19 protein-coding genes and 1 riboswitch are annotated in these 20602 nt (G+C 50.0%); of the genes, 7 read left to right on the forward strand and 12 right to left on the reverse strand.

What is annotated here, in order from left to right:
• Positions 1-30: 30 nt before the first annotated feature.
• From cobK to BGP75_RS10755, 11 genes are all read right to left on the reverse strand, one after another.
• Positions 31-783 carry a precorrin-6A reductase gene (cobK, locus tag BGP75_RS10705; protein ID WP_076718601.1) on the reverse strand — a complete coding sequence of 251 codons (753 nt, stop codon included), beginning with the start codon at positions 781-783 and terminating at the stop codon, positions 31-33.
• Between the two features lie 58 nt (positions 784-841).
• Positions 842-1978: a cobalt-precorrin-5B (C(1))-methyltransferase gene (locus BGP75_RS10710; protein WP_076718603.1), complete on the reverse strand. Its 1137-nt coding sequence runs from the start codon at positions 1976-1978 to the stop codon at positions 842-844.
• 61 nt (positions 1979-2039) lie between these two features.
• Positions 2040-3545, reverse strand: a complete 1506-nt coding sequence (locus tag BGP75_RS10715) for a cobyrinate a,c-diamide synthase (RefSeq protein WP_083704744.1) — start codon at positions 3543-3545, stop codon at positions 2040-2042.
• Positions 3545-4132, reverse strand: a complete 588-nt coding sequence (cobO, locus tag BGP75_RS10720) for a cob(I)yrinic acid a,c-diamide adenosyltransferase (protein ID WP_076719247.1) — start codon at positions 4130-4132, stop codon at positions 3545-3547. The genes BGP75_RS10715 and cobO overlap by 1 nt, the downstream gene beginning before the upstream one ends.
• 84 nt (positions 4133-4216) lie before the next feature.
• The gene (locus BGP75_RS10725; RefSeq protein ID WP_076718605.1) at positions 4217-6067 is read right to left on the reverse strand and encodes an ATP-binding protein; all 1851 of its coding nucleotides are present in this window, start codon (positions 6065-6067) and stop codon (positions 4217-4219) included.
• Positions 6068-6187: 120 nt separating this feature from the next.
• The gene (locus tag BGP75_RS10730) at positions 6188-7567 is read right to left on the reverse strand and encodes an MFS transporter (protein WP_076718606.1); all 1380 of its coding nucleotides are present in this window, start codon (positions 7565-7567) and stop codon (positions 6188-6190) included.
• Positions 7542-8306, reverse strand: a complete 765-nt coding sequence (locus tag BGP75_RS10735) for an energy-coupling factor ABC transporter ATP-binding protein (RefSeq protein WP_083704800.1) — start codon at positions 8304-8306, stop codon at positions 7542-7544. Before BGP75_RS10735 ends, BGP75_RS10730 begins: the two co-directional genes overlap by 26 nt.
• Positions 8307-8337: 31 nt before the next feature.
• Entirely contained in the window at positions 8338-9120 is a 783-nt protein-coding gene (gene cbiQ, locus BGP75_RS10740; protein ID WP_083704745.1) for a cobalt ECF transporter T component CbiQ, read from the reverse strand.
• Positions 9104-9772, reverse strand: a complete 669-nt coding sequence (locus tag BGP75_RS10745; protein ID WP_076718608.1) for a hypothetical protein — start codon at positions 9770-9772, stop codon at positions 9104-9106. The genes cbiQ and BGP75_RS10745 overlap by 17 nt, the downstream gene beginning before the upstream one ends.
• Complete coding sequence (cbiM, locus tag BGP75_RS10750; RefSeq protein WP_076718611.1) at positions 9765-10385, reverse strand: cobalt transporter CbiM; 621 nt, start codon at positions 10383-10385, stop codon at positions 9765-9767. Before cbiM ends, BGP75_RS10745 begins: the two co-directional genes overlap by 8 nt.
• 18 nt (positions 10386-10403) lie before the next feature.
• Complete coding sequence (locus BGP75_RS10755) at positions 10404-11213, reverse strand: DUF4198 domain-containing protein (RefSeq protein WP_076719249.1); 810 nt, start codon at positions 11211-11213, stop codon at positions 10404-10406.
• Positions 11214-11303: 90 nt separating this feature from the next.
• Positions 11304-11570: riboswitch (cobalamin riboswitch) on the reverse strand.
• Between the two features lie 310 nt (positions 11571-11880).
• Between BGP75_RS10755 and BGP75_RS10760 the strand changes: the two genes are divergently transcribed.
• The 7 genes from BGP75_RS10760 (at position 11881) to BGP75_RS27205 (ending at position 17792) form a co-directional block, all read left to right on the forward strand.
• Positions 11881-13455, forward strand: a complete 1575-nt coding sequence (locus BGP75_RS10760) for an ABC transporter substrate-binding protein (protein ID WP_198939340.1) — start codon at positions 11881-11883, stop codon at positions 13453-13455.
• Positions 13442-14239, forward strand: coding sequence for an ATP-binding cassette domain-containing protein (locus BGP75_RS10765; protein ID WP_076718613.1), 798 nt, complete (start codon positions 13442-13444; stop codon positions 14237-14239). Before BGP75_RS10760 ends, BGP75_RS10765 begins: the two co-directional genes overlap by 14 nt.
• The gene (locus tag BGP75_RS10770) at positions 14233-15030 is read left to right on the forward strand and encodes an ABC transporter ATP-binding protein (RefSeq protein ID WP_076718615.1); all 798 of its coding nucleotides are present in this window, start codon (positions 14233-14235) and stop codon (positions 15028-15030) included. The genes BGP75_RS10765 and BGP75_RS10770 overlap by 7 nt, the downstream gene beginning before the upstream one ends.
• A complete protein-coding gene (locus BGP75_RS10775; RefSeq protein ID WP_076718617.1) occupies positions 15027-15998 on the forward strand; it encodes an ABC transporter permease in 972 nt (323 codons plus the stop codon). The genes BGP75_RS10770 and BGP75_RS10775 overlap by 4 nt, the downstream gene beginning before the upstream one ends.
• Positions 15998-16861 (forward strand): ABC transporter permease, encoded by an 864-nt coding sequence (locus BGP75_RS10780; RefSeq protein WP_076718620.1) that lies wholly within the window; start codon positions 15998-16000, stop codon positions 16859-16861. Before BGP75_RS10775 ends, BGP75_RS10780 begins: the two co-directional genes overlap by 1 nt.
• 22 nt (positions 16862-16883) lie before the next feature.
• Positions 16884-17447: a DMT family transporter gene (locus BGP75_RS27200; protein ID WP_198939341.1), complete on the forward strand. Its 564-nt coding sequence runs from the start codon at positions 16884-16886 to the stop codon at positions 17445-17447.
• A gap of 75 nt (positions 17448-17522) precedes the next feature.
• Positions 17523-17792, forward strand: coding sequence for a hypothetical protein (locus BGP75_RS27205; RefSeq protein ID WP_198939342.1), 270 nt, complete (start codon positions 17523-17525; stop codon positions 17790-17792).
• 314 nt (positions 17793-18106) lie between these two features.
• Here the strand turns inward: BGP75_RS27205 and BGP75_RS27735 are convergent, their stop codons facing one another.
• Positions 18107-20404, reverse strand: coding sequence for an NADP-dependent malic enzyme (locus BGP75_RS27735; RefSeq protein WP_076718622.1), 2298 nt, complete (start codon positions 20402-20404; stop codon positions 18107-18109).
• Positions 20405-20602: the final 198 nt, after the last annotated feature.

Here is a 20602-nt window from a genome sequence, read left to right on the forward strand (position 1 = left end):
CCTTCAACTACTTTGTCCTCAGCGAACAAATTAAGCACCGAATCGACACCTATCAATGACTTTATCAATGCATTCAGACAACGCTTCAAACTCCAGATCTGCACGGGGTAACTCCGGACGTTGAAACATAAAAACGGGTATCCCTAATTGTCGGGCCGCAACCAATTTGGCCTGAGTGGAATCTCCACCACTATTTTTAGTCACCAGAGCATCGACTTTGTGTTCTTTCATCAACGCCTGTTCACCCTGAAGATCAAAGGGACCAATGGCTTTAATCCATTGAACGGTATCCGGCAGATTGATTTTGGCTGGTGCAGCCGTGCGGTATAACACCTTTTGAATAGATGAATCTTGAACCAATTGATCCATTAATTCCTGTGTTAACTGCCCTGCGGTTACAAATATCGACTGTTTGCCTGCGAGAGCTTTTAACAGAGGCTTCCATTCGGTAAATCCCTGCCAATTATCCCCTGCTTGTTGTTCCCAGGCCTTACGATGAAAACGCCAGCAAGGTATTCCACACTTATTGGCAACTTTCACCGCAGTCGTACTCATTGTTTCGGCAAAGGGATGGGTAACATCGAGGATCAGGTCAATAGACTCTTGCTCGATATACTGCTGTAGGCCACCCCATTGGCTAAAGCCTCCGCTGATCACCGGACAGGGCACGTTAGGCATCCGAACCAGACCGGCGACGCTATAGATGACCGATAGGCCTTGCTGGTGCAGCGCCTGTGCAACATGCCGTCCGTCAGCAGTCCCTCCAAGGAGCAGTACTTTCATAACCACATGTCCGCTACCATCCCCGCTCGTTCAGTATCCAGCTTCGAAATTTCAATAGTCATCGCTCAATCTCATGGGCACTACCTACAAAATTTCCTTTTCTATCCGTGGCCCAGACTTCCAGTTCGACCGAATCAGGAACAATACGGCGAGCCTTCATTAAGGCTTCAGCACAAACCAGTGCGGCTAAATCAACATCTGCCTTCTGGCAGGCGTTAAGTGCTTCGATACTGGTATTGGCTGATTGAACCTGCTTAACCAACACCGGATCAGCACCCGCCTGTTTAGCTAATTCCCCCAGTCGATCAAGGTCAATGGCACTCGCCCGGCTGTTCAGATCCATATGGCCATTGGCCAGTTTACTGATTTTGCCAAACCCGCCACAGATGCTCAGTTTTCCCAGAGGCACTTTTTTCAGGTACTTCAATACCGCACCAACAAAGTCTCCCATCTCGATCAAAGCCATGTCTGACAGTTGATAATGACTGGCGATGGCCTTTTCACTGGTGCTACCGGTCGTCGCAGCAATATGAGTAATACCGTTGCTTTTACAGACGTCGATCCCCTGATGAATGGAGGCAATATAGGCCGCACATGAATAAGGACGAACAATGCCGGTTGTTCCCAAAATGGATAAGCCGCCTAAAATACCGAGCCGTGAATTCATGGTTTTTTGTGCGATTTGTTCTCCACCTTCGACACCAACAGAGACCTCAAAACCTCCATCATATTGGTAGGTGTAAGCTGCTTTTTGCAGATGCTCAGTCATCATTTTACGAGGGACCGGATTAATGGCCGGTTCACCAACCTCTAGTACCAGCCCAGTACGGGTAACCGTACCTACACCTTTGGCCGCACTAAATTGAATACCCTTATCTTTTACCAATCTCAACTCAACAAAAACTGTAGCGCCATGGGTAACATCTGGATCATCGCCGGCATCCTTGATGGTAGAAGTTCGTACACCACCTTCGATTTTTTCGTCACCTTCATTCGATTCATCATTTTCAATCGATTCATAGCCTTCTATGATGATCTCTGCCACCTTACCCCGAGGCAAGCTCACATCCACCTTCCCCGGCTGCCGCTGGGCAAGCAGTGATTGAGCAGCAGCGACACAGCAGGCTGTCGCACAGCAACCTGTCGTGTAGCCACTTCTCAGAGGACGTGGTGATTCATCACTTTCCGGCCACATCAATCAGTGCTCCGCTGTATGTTCAGATACTACTATTTGTGCAGCTCCAGCAGACAAGCAACTAAACGGCATGGGAAACCTGTTGTGATTCATGATCATCGATGGACAGACAACCTTGCCCAGAAAATATCGCTGCAATCGCCTTCGGGTTAGACGGGAAAAACAAATGCAGGTAACTGGCAGTCAGGCTCTGATGACGGTAGATCGCCTCCCCCGGTGCGGGATGACGCTGGCGTCGACCAAAACTGATGGGCTCATCCGTTCCCTCACTGCGTGAACGATGGTGAGCATGGCCTCGAATATCACCTTCTGGCAGAACCGCAGTCTGCATCCCCTGACACCCGCGCTTACCACGCATTGCCCCATGCCCTTTCATCAATCCAAGCAGGGTATGCTGCTGTTCATCCAGATCCGTCAATGTCTCAAGGGTATAGAGAAAACCACCACATTCAGCCAGGATTGGCATACCGACACGATGAACCTGCTGTATGGCTTCAAGCATTGGCTTATTCGCGGCCAGCTCAGCGCCATAAAGCTCTGGGTATCCGCCCGGTAACCAGAGTGCATCGACTTCCGGCAACTCTGTATCTTCAAGAGGTGAAAAGAAGACATACTCGGCTCCCATCTTTTCCAGCAGTCGCAGGTTTGCCTGGTAAATAAAACTAAAGGCCGCATCTTTTGCGATACCCACCCGAATACCCCTCAAGCTTGCGCCAACCGACTCAACCGCTGCTGAAAAGAATTCAACCGGTGCCGGTAACTGGGTAATCGGGTTTCCTGCAATCCATTCAACACCGGCGCTAAAACGCTTTTCCAGTTCGTCACGCACTTCAGCGGCCTGGACAAGGCCAAGATGGCGCTCAGGTAATGCCACCTCCGGATCACGGGCAAGGGTGGCCAACAATGGCAAGGTATCTGGCAGTGCTTCTTCAATCAGGTTGGCGTGACGTTCGGTTCCACAGTAGTTTGCGATCAAGCCTGCGACCTGCACATCATCGCGGAAATTAGCCAGTCCGGTAGCGACCGCAGCTGCCGTTTGCGCCATTCCCTTTACATCAAGAACAATAGCAATTGGGATGTTAAATCGAGCGGCCAGATCGGCACTGGAGGGTGTGCCATCAAACATGCCCATGGCCCCTTCTACCAGGATAAGATCAGCTTCTTTAGCCGCCTCAAAGAACATCTGCTGGCAGTATGCTTCACCCGCCATCCACATATCCAGTTGCTCAACTCCCTGCCCCGAAGCCTGCTCCAGAATCTGCGGGTCCAGATAATCAGGACCGGTCTTAAAGACCCGGACAACTTTCCCCTGCTGTTTAAAATAACGAGCCAGGGCGGCAGTGATTGTCGTCTTACCATCACCGGAACCCGGTGCCGAGAGAAACAGTGCCGGACAGCTGGCAGAGGCTCTTACTTCCGATAGCACCGAGTCTGAACGGCTGCCTGCGTTGGCAGAATGGGACTCAACGGTATTTGAAGAGCTGGTGTTTACAGAATCCGCATCGACAGAATCAGTGTTTAGATTGCCTGTAGTTGCAGAATGTTCAGCAGAAGAAATGGTAGCCATCAGAATTCAATCCCTGCCTGTGCTTTCACCCCCAGTCGAAAAGCATGGCGTTCATCACGAATACTGCTGATGGTATCTGCCGCTTCTTCCAGCGCTTCGGGCATGGCTCGACCGGTAATCATCACGCTCTGGTCTTTAGGCCGGTTCTTTAAGGCTTCAATCACTGGCGCCACATCAAGGTAATGGTATTTGAACATATAACTCATTTCGTCAAAGACCAGCAGATCATAACTAGCGTCCTGGAGCAGCTTTTCTGCGATCTGCCAGGCTTTTTGCGCGGCTTCTATGTCCTTTTCTTTATCCTGGGTTTCCCAGGTAAAACCATGGCCCATGACATGCCAGTCAATCTGGGGGTGATCTTTAAACAGCTTATACTCACCGGTCTCGGTGCGTCCCTTGATAAACTGAATTACGGCACAGCGCTTACCATGCCCCACAGAACGGGCCATTGTCCCGAAGGCAGAGCTGCTTTTACCCTTACCGTTACCCTTAAGCAGAATGACAACACCACGCTCCTCTGTGGCCTTGGCGATTTTCTCGTCAACAACTGCTTTTTTTCTTGCCATTCGTTCTTGATGGGTTTTCATAACCTTGGCCCCTGTTTTTTTAATCGGTATCAATAAACTCACGCCGGTAACGGCTATCCTGCGTTTATAAAGGTCATCACTCGTTTATATCGGTAGCGGGAAATAATCAGCGCCTAAATCCGTAGCCAGCTGTTTGCCCCGGCTTCGCTTAATCTGGGATTGTTCAGTGTCTATCAGTACACAAGCACCGGGTAAACAGATATCCGTTAACCGGGCATTGGTACGACCATCCGTCAGTATGTAGCTACGCAATTGCAGCTGTGGTGTCTGTCGTTGCAATTTTTGCAGATACTGCTGCGCTTGCTGCATCGCCTCCCTTATAGGCGTCCCGCCACCGGCCGGTATTTGATTAAGCAGCTCCATCAGTTCTTTAGGCGCACGAATGCGCGGCAGTAAGGTATCCACCTGATTGTTGCCAAACCCCAGTATCGCCAGTTGCTGCCGATTCAAATAAGCCTGCTCTGCAATATGCAGTACCGCCGCTTTGGCGGTTGAAAACACTCCATGCCCGAGAGTAGAAGCGGAGGTATCGAGCAAAACGAAATGAAGTACAGCTTGGCCTTTGGTTTCCTGATGAAAACGAAGTTTTTTGGGTGGCCAAATACCTGCATTTTCTACCAGGGTTGAAAACCAATTAGGCTTATTCCCCTCCTTGGAACCGATCCGATAGCCGCTACTGCCTTCTCCCTTTTGCTTGCTGACTTGAGCTAATGGCCGGGACAATTGAGCAGAAACACGCTGTTCTCGCTGCAGCTGACTGAGCGAGAGGTTTGAACGAACCGCGATGTTTTGTTGTTGAGGTTCCATCTGTCCCCAGTCACCAGAATTGCCTGCGCTTTCCTGATCCTGAGTTTGGTTCTGGTCATGATCCCGATCTTCATCTGGACGATTAGCATCAGCGTTATTAAATTCAGTATTGCGAGGAGCTTCAGGTCTTTCCGGCGGCCGTCTAAATGCAGATCCTGAAGGGGGCTTGGGGTTTTGCGCATGCTCTGGCGGTTGACGGGACGGAGATGAGCCCTGACTCTTTCGACGATGAGCCAGAACCAGTTCTTCAACGGCATCAATATCTTCAATAGACATAGCGGAACGACCGTTCCAGGCAGCGTGGGCTAAAGCCGCCCGATACCAGACAATATCAGCTCGCAGACCATCCACCTGAGCATCGTTACAGCGTTCTGCAATCTCGAATCGTAACGGGTCACTGCAACTGACAGTTCGCAGCACCACTCGTGCTTGTTCGATACACTCTCTTAATTCAGTTTGTTGCTGAACATAACCGGAGCAAAACCCCTGGGGGTCCTGATCAAAGGCTTCTCTGGAGCGCACGATCTCTACCCTTTCGGCAGCTTCGTACTGGTTACTCAATTCAACAGAGAGGCCAAAGCGGTCATGCAGCTGCGGGCGTAACTCACCTTCGTCAGGATTCATGGTGCCGATAAGTAAAAACTCCGCAGCATGGTTATGACTGATACCATCACGCTCCACATGATTAATTCCGCTGGCGGCAACATCCAACAGCATATCAACCAGATTATCGGCAAGCAGATTGACCTCATCAACGTAAAGCACACCATTGTGGGCTTTACTGAGCAATCCTGGACTGAACGCTACATTCTGATCATTAAGGACCTTCTGCAAATCCAGAGTCCCCACCAGCATTTCCTCACTGGCTCCTAATGGTAGTGTCACAAAAGCAGAGTCCGCTGTTTCAAACTGAGCGGTTCCAACCTGGACAGAAGGCTCTGTAGGAGGTTCGGTAGGAAGAAGATCGGCCATCCCTCTTGCCAACGTTGATTTTGCACACCCTCGTGGCCCACTGATTAACACCCCACCAATTGAGGGATTAATCGCAGCCAGGATAAGCGCCAGCTTAAACGAGGCTTGTCCCGCAACCGCCGAGAATGGGAAATGGGGTGTCGATAATCTGCTCATATCAGTCTCTATAAATGCCTGTTTTGAGGCACCTTATTTGAATTTCTCCAATCCCAAGCCTAGCAAAGCTCAATTCTTTTCGATCTGCCATAAAAGGCATGAATTGCTCTAAATGCGCCGTCATTGCCTGGGCCACTGCAGGTGATGCTCATCTATTACATAAGCATGACGATGACGCTGCTTATGGTGATGATGCGGATGAACATGGGGTTCAGGCCCTTCCCAACCTTCATGAATATGTTGGTGATGTTTATCATGGACATGAGGGTGTAAATGGTCCGTTTCCGGATGTTCGTGCCAAAGTTCAGCCTGATCTTTAATGGACCAGAATAATGCGGCCGCCAGTGTTGCCAGCGCTGCCATCAAAGCCATACACATAAAGGTAACTGTCATGCTGAATTGACTGCCTATCCAGCCTGCAGCCAGGTAAGCCACAAACCACATGGCATGGGTCAAAGCAAAGTTGGCGGCAAAATAATCGCTTCGATCACCGGGATTACACGAATCCCGAAGCACCCGACCGGTCGGTATCAAAACCAATGATGTGGCAGAACCAATAACGAACCAGATGGGAAACAATCCAATATAACCGGGTTTAAACATACCTGCCGCTAACGCCAACACGAACAGCCCACCACCGAACAGCATTACAGCCCTGTCTCGATAGGTCTCCAATATCTTCGGAAGCGCAAATGCCACGGCCATCGAGCCAATCCCTGCAGCAATCATCACCAGAGGCACCTGCTGTTCATCAAGTCCTAAAATCGATCTGACGTAGACAACGGTATTGACAATAACCATCGCGCCCGCAGCAGAAAGCGCCATGTTTAATGCCAAGATGGCTCGAAGACGGGGGGTTTTCAGATAGCAACGAATACCAAAACTCACATGGTGCCAGACACCACCGGTTCGCTCGCTGACAGGGGCGGAAGGTATCGTCACGCTCAAAACCAGCAGCACCGCCAGCACAAAACCAACAGCGTTAAGCTGAAATAACAAACTGGAAGGCAGATAAATCAGCAGCAGGGCAGCCAGAGCCGGACTCAACAGACTTTCTATCTCCATTGCAAAACGGGATAAGGACAGGGCCTGAGTGTATTCTTGCTCGTCTGGCAGGATGTCCGGCAATAACGCCTGATATACCGGTGTGTAACCAGCTGCCAAACCGTTTAACAGGAAGATCAACACAAATAACTGCCAGATTTCATTCACAAACGGCAGTAACGCAACCAATAATGCACGTCCGATATTCAGCCCAAGCAACCAGCCCTTACGAGGCAAGCGATGAATATATCCACCAACCACGGGCGCAACACCAAGATATGCCAGCATTTTTATAGCCAGGGCACTACCGAGCACAGCACCGGCATGACCGGGGTTCAGATCATAGGCCAGCAATGCTAAAGCGACGGTGGTTAAACCGGTACCCAGCAGGGAAATCAGCTGGGCCAGGAATAAGCCGCGAAAGACATTGTTAGCGAGCGGCGCGAAGAAGCTCATGTTCGTCCGTTTTATCTATAGCGCTAGCGGCAGCAGCGTCATCCGACGCATCTGCCGTTTCATCAACAGCTGTTTGATCATCAACAGCCAGGTTAATAAATCGGGAGGCTTCCAGGCTGACCCATCGAGTTGCCAACTGAGCCAGAAAATCATTTTCGTGAGAAATGATGATCATCGCTTGCGGCAATCCCTGTAAGGTGTCCAACAGTATCTGCCGGGCGTTGGTGTCTAAAGCATTACTGGGTTCGTCCAATAGCAGCACATCAGGTTTCATCGCCAAGACCGAAGCCAGCGTAATCATGCGCTTTTCACCCCCTGACAGCTGGTGCGTGACTCGCTCTTCAAATCCGGCCATTCCCAGAGAACTCAGGGTAGCGTGGGCTATTTCCACAGCCTCTTCTCTTGATTTGCCCAGATTCAACGGACCAAAGGCGACATCCTCCAGCACTGTCGGGCAAAAAAGCTGATCATCAGGGTCCTGGAACAAAAAGCCCGCTCTGGCACGCACTTCAACAAAATCAGGCTCTTGCTTACGAAGCTGACCAAAGGCATGAATTTCCCCCGCCTTGGCTTTTTTCAGTCCGACAAGCAGATGTAAGAAGGTGGTTTTTCCAGCACCGTTGGCTCCCGTCAACGCCACCCTCTCACCCGGCATCAATGAAAAATCAACGTTATCCAGGACCATCCCCCTGCGTGGATAGCGATAACATAGTCCTTTTGTTTCGATAAGTGCCGTCATAGCTGTACTGACCCCTTCATAGCCGTCCCCTTCAGACAAAGTTCAGTGCCAGTAAGACACTGAAAAACAGAGCGCAGATAACCATATAGCTGTAGTCCTGCCGCGCCAGCACGGTATTGTCCATCAAATAGAACTGCCCCTTATATCCACGACACTTCATGGCATCGACGATACGTTCAGAGCGCTCCAGCGAACGAATCAACAGCATTCCAATCAGATACCCCATGGAACGCCAGGTATGACTGTTACTTCGTAACACAAACGCCCTGGCCTGCATGGCGCGACGCATCCGCTTATATTCCTGACCAATCACATCCAGATAACGCACAGTGAAGAGCAACAGATGCACCAATTTATCCGGCACCTTTAAACGAGCCATGGCATGACCCAGTGTTGTCGCACTCATGGTGCCCACTATCGACAGCAACATCAGCACCACAGCATTGGCTTTTAAGGTAATCCGTAGTGCATGCAACAGCCCTTCGAGACTGGCAGGATATCCGGCCACTGAGAATAGCGCCTCTCCTGGGGTGGTAAACGGCAGCATAACGATCAGGAAGATCATAAACATGTCCATTGCGATAACGCGCCGGAGCGTCCGCTTCACATTCAGTCGAGCCAGTTTAGCAAGCAGTAACGAGGCGAAAAGCCCTGTAATCAGCACACCAAAGTCGTTGGACAGCACCACAATCAGCGCAAAAACAAAGGCAGAGGCGACGCGTATACGAGGATCAAGTGTGTCAATCCACGAAGGCTCGTGTTTCAGCCGTTGTCCTTTCCAGGAGCTACCGCTATGCTCAAGAAACTGTGGCACGCGCTTGTTCCTGTCGTTGTTTATCCTTTAAATCTTGTTCCTGCTTACGCTGACGTATCCAGATGCCTATACCGCAGAGGCCAAAGATGTAGCCAAGCCCACCCAGAACATCCTGCAGGGAAGCCTTTTCCTTATACGCCGACAGTTCTTTGCGTAACGGTTTAACCTGCTTTGCCACAGCTTTCTCAATCATCTGCTGCAATTTTTCGGAGTCAATCCGAGCGTCACTTCCACTCAGTGTTTTATCGACTGAAGGAACTGCTGTCTGAGCGACCGATTTTGCTTCACTGCTGAGGTTTTCAGGAAGCTCGTCAGCAGGAAGCACCAGCTTGAGCACATGACCGGAGCTAAGGTCCAAAAGAAAGTGGTGATCAATCCGACGGGTGGCCTGATAGCTGAATATCCCTTCTTCGTCGGTGCTGGTCTCAGCGATCAGCGCTCCGTTGGAATCCAGAATTTTTACCGCTGTTCCGGGTTTAGCCATATCACCGTTGGAAAAACCAGCCTCCCCTTCTATCAGGCTGCCCAACGCATAAACACCACCCACAACGTTGTGAGCAAATACGAAAGGGCTCGATAACAGGATCACTGGTACCAGAACAAACAGGCCCTTAAAGCAACGAGGCAAAGCCTTGATCAGTTGATTAACCACCTTCCCACTCCTCAGAAAGATTCAGGAATTCTGGCTTCACCTTACGTATCAGCAGCACCGCAGCTCCGGTTACAAAGCCTTCCACAATCATCACCGGTATATGGGCGATTAATGTTGCCTTTGCAGCCAACAGAAAGGCTTCTCCGGAAAGAGCCAGTGAAGCTGCAACCATAACGGTGGTTATGGCCACGGCCCCGGCACCACCCACAGCGCCCCAGGTGGCGGCCACTTTAGGCGAGGAGGATACAATTCCACCCCGGCAGAGACCGTAGACCAACACCGCCGGCAAGGCGATATTCAGGGTATTCACCCCTAGCACCAGAAAGCCGCCAAAACCGAAAAACACGGCTTGCAACAACAAAGCCACGAGCAGCGCCGGAAAGGCAGCCCAGCCTAAAGCCAGACCGATCAAGCCATTCAGAATCAGATGGACACTCGAAAACCCAATCGGTAAATGAATATAAGAGGCAATAAAAAACGCTGCAGACAGTATTCCGACCTGAGGTAAGTGGTCGTAATCCATCTTTTTTAATCCAACCGCCACACCTGCAATGGCGAGCGCGGCCCCACCGGCCAACACCGGTACAGACAGTGCTCCGTCAACAATATGCATAGGTGACTCCGGGCTCTCTTATAATGAGGGTTTGTTTATGGCATGGGCTTGCACCCAAATAACAGCATCCTGAGACAGTTCCTTACCCTTATACTCTTTTTCCGGGCCTACATTGAGTGCTCCGAACCCCCACTGCCCCGCTTTAGGAATGCCGAAAGTAAAGGTACCTGTTGCATCAGCATAGATAGTTATGGTGGTAAAAGCATCTGCGGGGAGCGTGACGGTGCTCTCTTTGGCAAACGCATTTGCCTTCATGTCCGGTAGGTAGTTGATATATTCAACTTCAATTTCAGCATAGGGTACCGGCTTCCCTTCACTTTTCACGATTCCGCTAAAGGAGCCATGTTCATAGATAGCATAGGGCTTGGTCAGCGGCACGATTTCAGCAGGCAAACCGACCTCGGCTTCCCAGTCTGTTGGCAGACCACCTACATTAACGATGGTTTTGGTAATCTGCTGGATGTATTTATTTTCCGCTTCTTCGTAGTAAGGTGCTGCTTGTAATACAAACACATTATCACCCAGGCCACGCAACTTGACACTGGCCTCGTAGGAAGGTCCCTTATTTTCCGCACTGGTCCAATCGCCAGCCACAAGCTGATCGATTAAGTCCTTCTTTTTACCTTTACGGATCTGAAAAAACTGCTGAGGCTTATCAACGGTCATCACATGACCACTGGAAGCCGGATGGGTAAAGGGGGCTTTAAGGCTGATTTCACCGCCCTTTTCCCGCAACAAATCAGGCGTATAAAGCATTTGGAAATGAGCGTGGGCGGCGGAAACCGCAGAGGCTGAGACAACGAGAGTCGCGACCAGTTTTTTAAGCATCAGAATTTTCTCCGTCTGGGCAATATATATACAGGCGGAGTTGGGAGGATAAGCAGAAATACCGCTCGGTGAAGCCCTCCGCAACACCATAATAAACAGATCACACCAAGCAGGTTTCCGGACTTATCAGTACGTTAGCTATTCCAGGAGGTCACTTGTGACTCAAACGTATCAGACTCTGAGTTCAAAGGTTTCTCTTTGAATATCCAAACGGGTTGCTTCGCCTTCCCACACGTCAATGTGCAGTGGCATTGTGAAACAACTTAACCGATTTACCGTTGCGGGGGCAGTGTTGGAGTTACCAAAAGGTTCACCAACTTCCCTAATAAAACACCGACTTATCTAATCAAATATTGCGAATAACAGATACGACGGCTTCTACCAACTCTGTAAACCAGAGTCGCTCAGTGAGGGTAGCAAGTAGACGCTCATCACCCGTTCTTGTCAATGTCTGCATGCGACATCTATGACGAATTAGCGATGAAAATAAAAACTTCATTTCTCTCGTAATAGTCTACTTTATTTACGAGAGTCACCAGTAAGCACCCTACTGTCCTGATCAAACCATTTAGAACTGAAGCCAGATAATGATAGCCAGAAGTAGTGTTATGTTATAACATTATTATTTACTTGGTTACGTCTTCCATTGCAACGTTGGAGTATAAGAATGGATAAAACTGTGCTCAGAGGCTCATTATTTGCCACCGCGCTATACGGTGTTGCAGCATTCATGGGTAGCACTAGTCTGTTGGTAGATTCAGCTATTGCCAGTGAGAAAGTACTGCGTATTGGGTATCCCTTTGGTCCAACAAGTTCGGTTCCAGATCCCAGAGCACGTCAGAATGGCTGGATGAGCAATCGGGCCGGAGTGTCGGAGACCCTTGTTGGCCTGACCTTTGAGATGCAGCAGTACCCACGTCTGGCTTCATCCTATGAGAATATTTCGCCAACTGAGTGGAAAGTCGTTATTCGTAGCGGGGTGAAATTTCATGACGGCAGCATCATGACGGCTAAAGATGTGAAAGCTTCTTTCGACAAATTGGCAGTGAAAGACCATTCCGCGCATAACCCTCGTTTGTGGAAATTACTCGGTCTCAAAAAGATTAAGGTAGTTGATGATAGAACCTTGATCTTTATCACCGAAAAGCCTAACTCAGCTTTCTTATGGGCACTGACCGAACCCTCAGCGGCAGTGTTGAAAGAGGGTACTGAAGCGTTGCCCATTATCGGTACCGGACCGTTTATCTTCTCTTCGGCCAAAGCTAACAAACAATACGTAACTCACGCCTTTGCTGACTACTGGGGCGGTACGCCGAAACTCGATGGCATCGTACTGGACAAAATCGGCGATCCCTCGGTCGCTGCACTGGCATTGAAAGCGGGAGACGTGGATCTGGTAACCAACTATGCAGAGCCAGAGTTTGCCGAGTTGCAGAACAACAACGAAGGACAGCGTTTCAGAGCCGAAACGTTACGCTTGTTCTTCTTCATGGTACGAGTCTCCGATGGTGTGTTGTCGAATAAACCGCTACGTCAGGCTATTTCACTGGGTTTGGATCGTCAGTTAATAGCACAGGTAGCCCTTGCCGGTGTAGGTGGTAGCCCGGCAAAATCCATTTTCCCTGTAGATATGAAATCTTGGGTAAACACTGAATTAAGCCTTCCCTATGACTTACAAAGGGCCAACGAATTGCTGGATAAAGCCGGTATTAAAGACACTGACGGCAATGGCATTCGCGAGCTGGACGGTAAGGATATCACTCTGAAAATGCGCTCCTATGAAGGCCGTGCCGCTTTGCGACCAACGCTGGAAATCAGTCAGCAACTGCTGATGAAGCTGGGATTGAATGTTGAAATCGCAATGGGCGAATTTGGGGCAAACAACGACGCCCTCAAAGCCGGAGAGATTCAGATAAATCTGCAGGCATGGAATGCCGCGCCGCAAGGGCATCCAGACTATTTCCCCAGCACATTGGTGCAAACCGACGGCGGCTTCAACTTCTCAGGATATTCCAATCCGAAGTTGGATGCACTGCTGGAACAAGGGCGGTCAGAGTTTGATCCCAAGAAAGCGAAGCCAATTTATGATCAGCTTCAAGCCATTATCAATGAAGATCTGCCGATTATTCCATTGTTCCATAAAGCTCAGGTATCAGTCGGCAATGGCAAAGTGAAGGGCTATCGCATTCACCCAGCAGAAACCTATCTAGCAACTCCGGAGCTGGACCTTGCCCGACAATAACAACCTTCTTAGCATTAGCAACCTGTCGGCCAGTATAGGCAGACAGGTTGTTTTATCGGACATATCTATCGACGTCAATGAAGCCGAATGCGTCGCAATCGTGGGGGGCTCGGGATCTGGAAAATCCAGCCTGTTGCATTGCTTGATAGGGTTGTATAAACCTGTACAGCCCTTCGCTGGCCGAATGCAGTTCGGTGATGAACAATACGATTTCTCTGCCGCAGGGGTGGTGCCGCGGGATCGCTCGCGTATATCCTTTGTGCCACAGAATCCCCAGGCCGGTTTAGATCCATTGAAACGTCTGGCACTTCAATGGCGGCAAACCTTACGCTGTGGGGGTGGCTCTGAGATGCCGAATTCTGAACAGCAGGCCCTGCTCAACTCACTGGGATTGCAGCATTTCGGCCGCAGTTTTCCGCATCAATGGAGTCAGGGAATGCAACAGCGCTTGCTGATCGCTTTTGCGCTGCTGGCAAAGCCGCAACTGCTGGTATTGGATGAGCCTACCTCTGCGCTGGATCCGTTGATTGCTGCCAAGACGATTACCACGGTCATGGAACATGCACGTCAAAGGAACATCGCAGTGCTAATCGTAACCCATGATCTGGCCCTCGCTTCCCGCTTTGCCCAGCGGGTCGCCATCATGGCCACAGGGCGGATTCTGGAGTTCGGCCCGTCGCAGCAGTTGCTGGACAAACCACACTCGAAGTACGGCCAGTTGCTGGTATCCAACCGCAGTTGGAGCGGTCATCGTTCGGTAAGGCAGGTAGCGTCATCGTGTTAGCTGTAAATTCACTCTGTGTTGATGTGAGCAGTCAGCGACTGCTCGATGATATTTCTTTCACCCTCAAACCGGGCGAATGTCTCTGTATCGTAGGTGAAAGTGGCTCCGGTAAAACGACCCTGCTGAAAACGTTGTTAGGCCTGATGCCCTTTAGCCAGGGGCAGATAAGTTACCAGTTTGCTGAAGAGGATTGTCAGCTCAACCCTGGACATCAATATCTGGGGTTACCCGGTGTGAGCTGGGTGATGCAGAATCCACTGGCGGCGCTGAATCCGCTACAGCCTGTTGGTCGTGCGGTTGCTGAAAGCTTGTACCACAAGAGCCTGAGCAAGCAGAAAGAAGCCGAGCGGGTCGCGGCTGCATTCAGGAAAGTGGAGCTGTCGCCAGAGCTGGCCAGACGACTCCCCTCCCAACTATCAATCGGCCAGGCGCAACGAGTGTGCATCGCTAGAGCGTTAGTCTGCCTTCCAGAGGTCATCATTTTTGACGAGCCTCTGTCTGCTCTGGATGCGGTGGTGCAAAAACAAATCGCGTGGGTGATCGATGGGATAAAAACCGCACATCGTCTTAGCTATCTGTTTGTTACCCATGATCTGGGTTTCGCTGATGCCTATGCAGATAAGATCTTGCTTTTGCGCGATGGCTGTGTCGAGGCCTATCAGCCGGTAGAGGAATTTTTTTCCGCCCCTACTTCTGATTATGGGGCTGAACTCATAGAAGCCGCCAGAATACTGGGCTCTCTGGATGCCCCAGCAGCCATGGCTCCCGTTCTATTGGAGGCCAGCGCATGAAGAAGATTGCAAACGGTGTGACAGGGCTGATCTGCCAGCGCTTGGCTGGACTGCTGGCAGTGATGTTTGGTGTCAGCTTCCTTACCTTTTTGCTGTATTACTTCGCCCCCGGTGATAAAGCACTTGCCATTGGGCAGGCCCGCTATAGTGGTGAAGGGGATGTCCAACCGGAAATTATCGCTATGATCCGGGAGGAGTTCGGGCTGGATAAACCTTTTCTAAGCCAGTTCTTCCATTGGTTGAGTCCGTTGCTGCAAGGTGATCTTGGACGTTCTCTGGTTTCCCAGGAAGAAGTGTGGCTGATTGTAATACCGAATCTTCAGGAAACATTGACACTGTCCATTACTGCGTTGCTTTTAGGCCTTGGGCTGGCTTTCGTTCTCAGTGTTGTGAGTGCCCAAAAGCCCGGTAGCTTAATGGATCGAGTTGCCATTGGAGTTGCCTCGGTGGGAGCTGCAGTCCCTTCTTACTGGCTGGGATTGATGTTGATTCTGTTGTTTGCAGCCACTTTACAGTGGTTGCCCTCTTACGGCAGCGGTAGTTTTTCCCATTTAATATTACCAGCCACCACTCTCGCTCTGTGGGTCATGACCACTCAGACACGCTTGTTCCGTTCTTTTTTACTGGAGGCACAAGCTGCGCCTCATCTCGAAGCCCTGAGATTAAGACAAGTTACTGAAACAGAAATCTTTTGGTGCCATGTGTTACGGCATGCGTTGATTCCTGCAATAACGATGATCGGTATTGAATTGGCGGCGCTACTCGAAGGAGCGGTGATTGTGGAGGTGATATTCTCCCGAAACGGTATTGGATCTCTCTTTGTCAGTTCGGTGATGAGTAGAGATTATCCGGTCATTATGTGTCTGGTTCTGCTATCAGCGTTCAGTTATGTGCTGATTAATACGCTGGTAGAGCTGCTGCAAGATGCGATCAACCCTGTAAAACGTGTCACTCGAGTGGTGGTTTGATGACAGATATCGAAACTCTGCCTTCGGTGTATGAAGGAAGTGACGGAGCAGAATTGACCGCTTTGCGGAGGTTTTTGATCCGCACCGGAATTGGAATCATGGTATTTCTTGGACTTTATGCAATGGCGCTGCTGCTAACGCCCTATGATCCCAATACCGCAGACTTTCTGTCTCGTTTGCAATCGCCGGGTGCGGCGCACTGGCTTGGTACTGATCATCTGGGACGTGATGTTGCCACCCGGATTATTTACGGTGCCGGTTGGTCGGTTGGATTGGCCTTGGTTATTTCAGTTTGCGGAGCGGTTATCGGTGTTCTGATAGGGCTCTGTGCAGGGGCCGGACCGCAATGGTTTGATCGTTTATCCATGCGGACCACGGATTCGTTTTTTGCCTTCCCCGAGCTGATAGCCGCCATTGCAATTTCCGGCATTCTAGGCCCGAGCACTGGCAATATGGTGCTCGCGCTGGTGATGGTCAGCTGGATGCGCTATGCCCGCCTGACCCGCTCATTGACGCTGGTGTTGAATCAGAAGGATTTTATAGTGCAGGCTCGACTGAACCGCCTGCCCTTCTGGCTCATTCTATGGCGCCACTTTTTGCCAAATTTACGGCTCGGATTGTTGGTGCTGTGGACCAACATGTGGTCTCGGACTATCCTTTCGATCTCGGGACTGAGCTTTCTCGGTTTTGGTGTCCAGCCACCGCAGGCTGAGTGGGGCGCCATGCTGGTCGATGGTAAAGCCTATATGTTGACAGCACCCTACCTGATGATATTCCCGGGTCTGGCGGTACTAATAACAGTGCTGGCTTTGAACCTGATCGGTGACCAGTTGCGTGACCATATTCAGAAACCTGTTGATTGAATGACACATTGAAGAGTTTTCCATGAGCCCTGATGCTATTGGCGTATCCCTTCGCATTGGTGCGACCTTGTTTTTCACCATCATGGTGTTATTTATCAAGTTTATTGCCGAACAGATTCCGACTGGACAGATCGTATTTTTTCGCAGTGCTTTTGCCTTGATTCCACTGGTGGTTTTTCTCCATATAAGTAAAGAATTTCCATCGGGATTACGCACAAAAAAACCGATGGGGCACGTCTATCGTTGCGTACTGGGGTGTTTGGCGATGTTTGCCTCCTTTGCTTCTTTAAAGTATCTGCCAATCGCCCATGCCACTATGATTGGCTACATAGCTCCGCTATTAACGGTACTGTTGGCACGAATGATATTGAAAGAGCAAGTCAGCGGCCCACGTTGGCTCGGCATTGCACTTGGTTTTGCCAGCATGCTAGTACTAGTGATGCCGAATATCGCCGGTGTTGCTGCGAATCAAGAATATTTCATCGGTGCGACGCTTGGATTATTGACGGCAGTGTTCACCGCAGGGGCCAAGATCCAGATACGTAGCCTGGCTCAAACAGAGAACGCTGGATCCATCGCCTTTTAGTTTGCCCTAACCTGTACTCTTGCGGGTCTGACGACGATACCGACGGGATGGGTTCAGCCTGACCAGGAGCAACTATTGCTGTTGATTGGCTGCGGATTTGCCGGTGGCATTGCACACATCATGATGACCCTCAGCTATCAGCACAGTGAGGTATCTAAACTAGCAACGTTCGAATATTTGGCACTGGCGTTTGCCGTGGTGGCTGATTTTGTGTTTTTTGCTATAGCGCCGGAACCGAACTTCTATCTGTCCAGTGCTCTGATTATTGCAGCAACGATCATTGTCACACTGTTGGATCGTCCTAATAAAACGCGGCTTGCCTGCCAGGCAAAACCGCCAGACTGATTTTTGAAGCCAACAGTCGAAGCTTTCCAGATAACCTTTTAGGGCTGCTCGGAAGACGTAACGGGGTATAGGTTTGTTTACAATAATATAGCTGATTCGATAATGCAGGTGATTATGCTTGGTTCTGTCTGATAAGAAAAAATACAGTCCATATGACGCAGGCCCATTCAAAGTCTGTTGTGGTATTTATCACCACAACAGACTCTTGAGTCTAGGCTCTATTGTAAGCAGATAGTCTTTATCTTAATCAAACAATTCCTGACCAAAACAATCCGTTGCTAAAGCTATCCTTTATTTACTAAAGCTATCCTTTACTAAATTGGACAAACATTGTCCTTGCAGTAACGCTCCACATCAGCAGCGGTCAAAGCGCTCATATTGAATATGCCACGAGCCGTTACCGAAGGTATTACGATATGAGCAGGCTTGCTGATACCTGTGAGGAAAGGTCCGATCAATAGCGCATCCGTTAAGGAACGAATTAATCCCAGGGCAATGTTGGCAGCATCCAGGTTAGGCATAATCAACAGATTAGCCTGACCTGTCAGATTTGCCCCCGGGAAGATACGATTTCTCAGCTCTTCATTCATTGCGGTGAATGCATGCATTTCACCATCAATTTCCACATCAGGGTGTTTCTCTCTTAACATGGCTGCCGCTTCTCGCATCTTACGAGCGGAACTACCTCGGGAAGAACCAAAGTTGGAATGAGAGAGTAAAGCGACTTTAGGATCAATACCAAATTGACGGACAAATTCGATACTGGATTCGGTCGTAGAAACCAATTCCTCTGTTGTTGGATCAACATTCAAGAAGGCATCAGCGAGGAACAACGGTCCGGTTGGTAACAACAAAGCACAAACGGAAGATACGTGGCTATCAGCACTGTCTGTACCCAATACCTCATAGATCTTCTGAAAGTGACTGTCGAATCGACTGACTTTACCGCAAATCAAACCATGGGCTTCTCCCATAGAAACCATGACAGAAGCCAGAGCCGTCGCATTGGTGCGCACCTCTGCCTTGGCTGCTTCAACAGTCACCCCCTTGCGGCCAACGAGCTCATGATAGTGCTGCCAGTAGCGGTCATGGAGATCACAATCGTTGGGATTAAACACTTGCACGTCCTCCCCAAGATTAAAACGCAAGCCAAGCCTGTCCATCTTCTCTCGAACAATTTCGGGGCGAGCGATCAGGATCGGAGCGGCAACTCCTTCGTCAACGATGGCCTGCATAGCCATCAATACGTCATCGTTTTCCCCTTCTGCGTAAACCAGTCGTCTCTTTGGCCCTTGCTTGGCCACTTCAATCATCGGCTGCATAAACAGACCGGCACGGTTAACAAACTCGTGCAGTGACTTGCGGTAGGCTTCGAGATCGGCAATAGGTCGAGTGGCTACACCACTTTCCATTGCGGCCTTGACTACCGCTACAGGGACTTCTTCGATCAGCCGAGGATCAAATGGCTTAGGAATCAGGTAATCCGGGCCAAATGTCAGATCTTCTCCGACATAAGCCTCAGCAACCACATCAGTCGCTTCTTTCATCGCCAGATCGGCAATCGCCTTGACGCAGGCCTGCTTCATCGCCTCATTGATGGTACTGGCACCGCAGTCCAGTGCCCCTCTGAAAATAAACGGGAAACAAAGTACGTTGTTGACCTGATTCGGATAGTCGGAACGGCCGGTCGCCAGTATCGCGTCTGGGCGGACTTCTTTAGCCAGCTCCGGCATTATTTCAGGAGTCGGGTTTGCCATCGCCAGGATCAATGGCTTTTCGGCCATCTTCTTAACCATATCCTGAGTCAACACTCCCGGTCCGGACAGCCCCAGGAACAAATCAGCACCGTCGATCGCATCATCCAATGTTCGCAGATCTGTTTCTCGTGCGTATCTCTCTTTCCAGGGGTTCATCCCCTGCTCACGGCCCTGATAAACAACACCGGAACGGTCAATTAACGTCACATGTTTCTTTTGCAGTCCCATACTGACCAGCAGGTCAACACAGGCAATACTGGCGGCACCACTACCGGACACCACCAACTTGATATCTTCAATGGTTTTTTCGACAACTCTCAGACCGTTATATACAGCTGCTGCTGCCACGATAGCAGTTCCATGCTGATCATCATGAAAGACAGGGATATTCATCCGCTCCCGCAGTTTGCTTTCAACCAGGAAACACTCGGGAGCCTTAATATCTTCTAAATTGATTCCTCCAAATGTTGGCTCCAGAGCGGCGATCACATCAACTAATTTGTCTACTTCGGTCTCATTAACTTCGATATCAAAAACATCGATATTGGCAAACTTTTTAAATAGAACGGCTTTACCTTCCATGACCGGCTTGGATGCCAACGGACCAATATCACCCAGTCCCAGTACTGCCGTGCCGTTAGTGATAACGCCGACCAGATTACCCCGAGCAGTCATTCGCGCTGCTTCAGCATCATCTTCGACAATCGCCTCACAGGCATAGGCAACACCCGGAGAATATGCCCGGGACAAATCCCGTTTATTCGCCAAAGGTTTTGTAGGTTGTATAGCAAGCTTTCCCGGCACGGGATCTGTGTGGTATCGCAGAGCACTTTCTTTGAATGAATCTTCTGACATGGAGACAATCCCTTACATGAACTTACGAGAATCCTGCCGATAGTATCACGACCTCAGCTCCTCCTGTATGGCCAGATTGTTCAATTCGCCAGGTACTTTGGTTCTAAATGATACTCTTCACCATCTGAGCAGGTTAAATTACCTTAGGGAGACCCATATAAAGGCGTTTCGAATACTCGCAAACCAAGGCGAAGCAAA

Origin of the sequence: Motiliproteus sp. MSK22-1, from assembly GCF_001968815.1 — a bacterium.
Taxonomy (GTDB): Bacteria; Pseudomonadota; Gammaproteobacteria; order Pseudomonadales; family Balneatricaceae; genus Motiliproteus.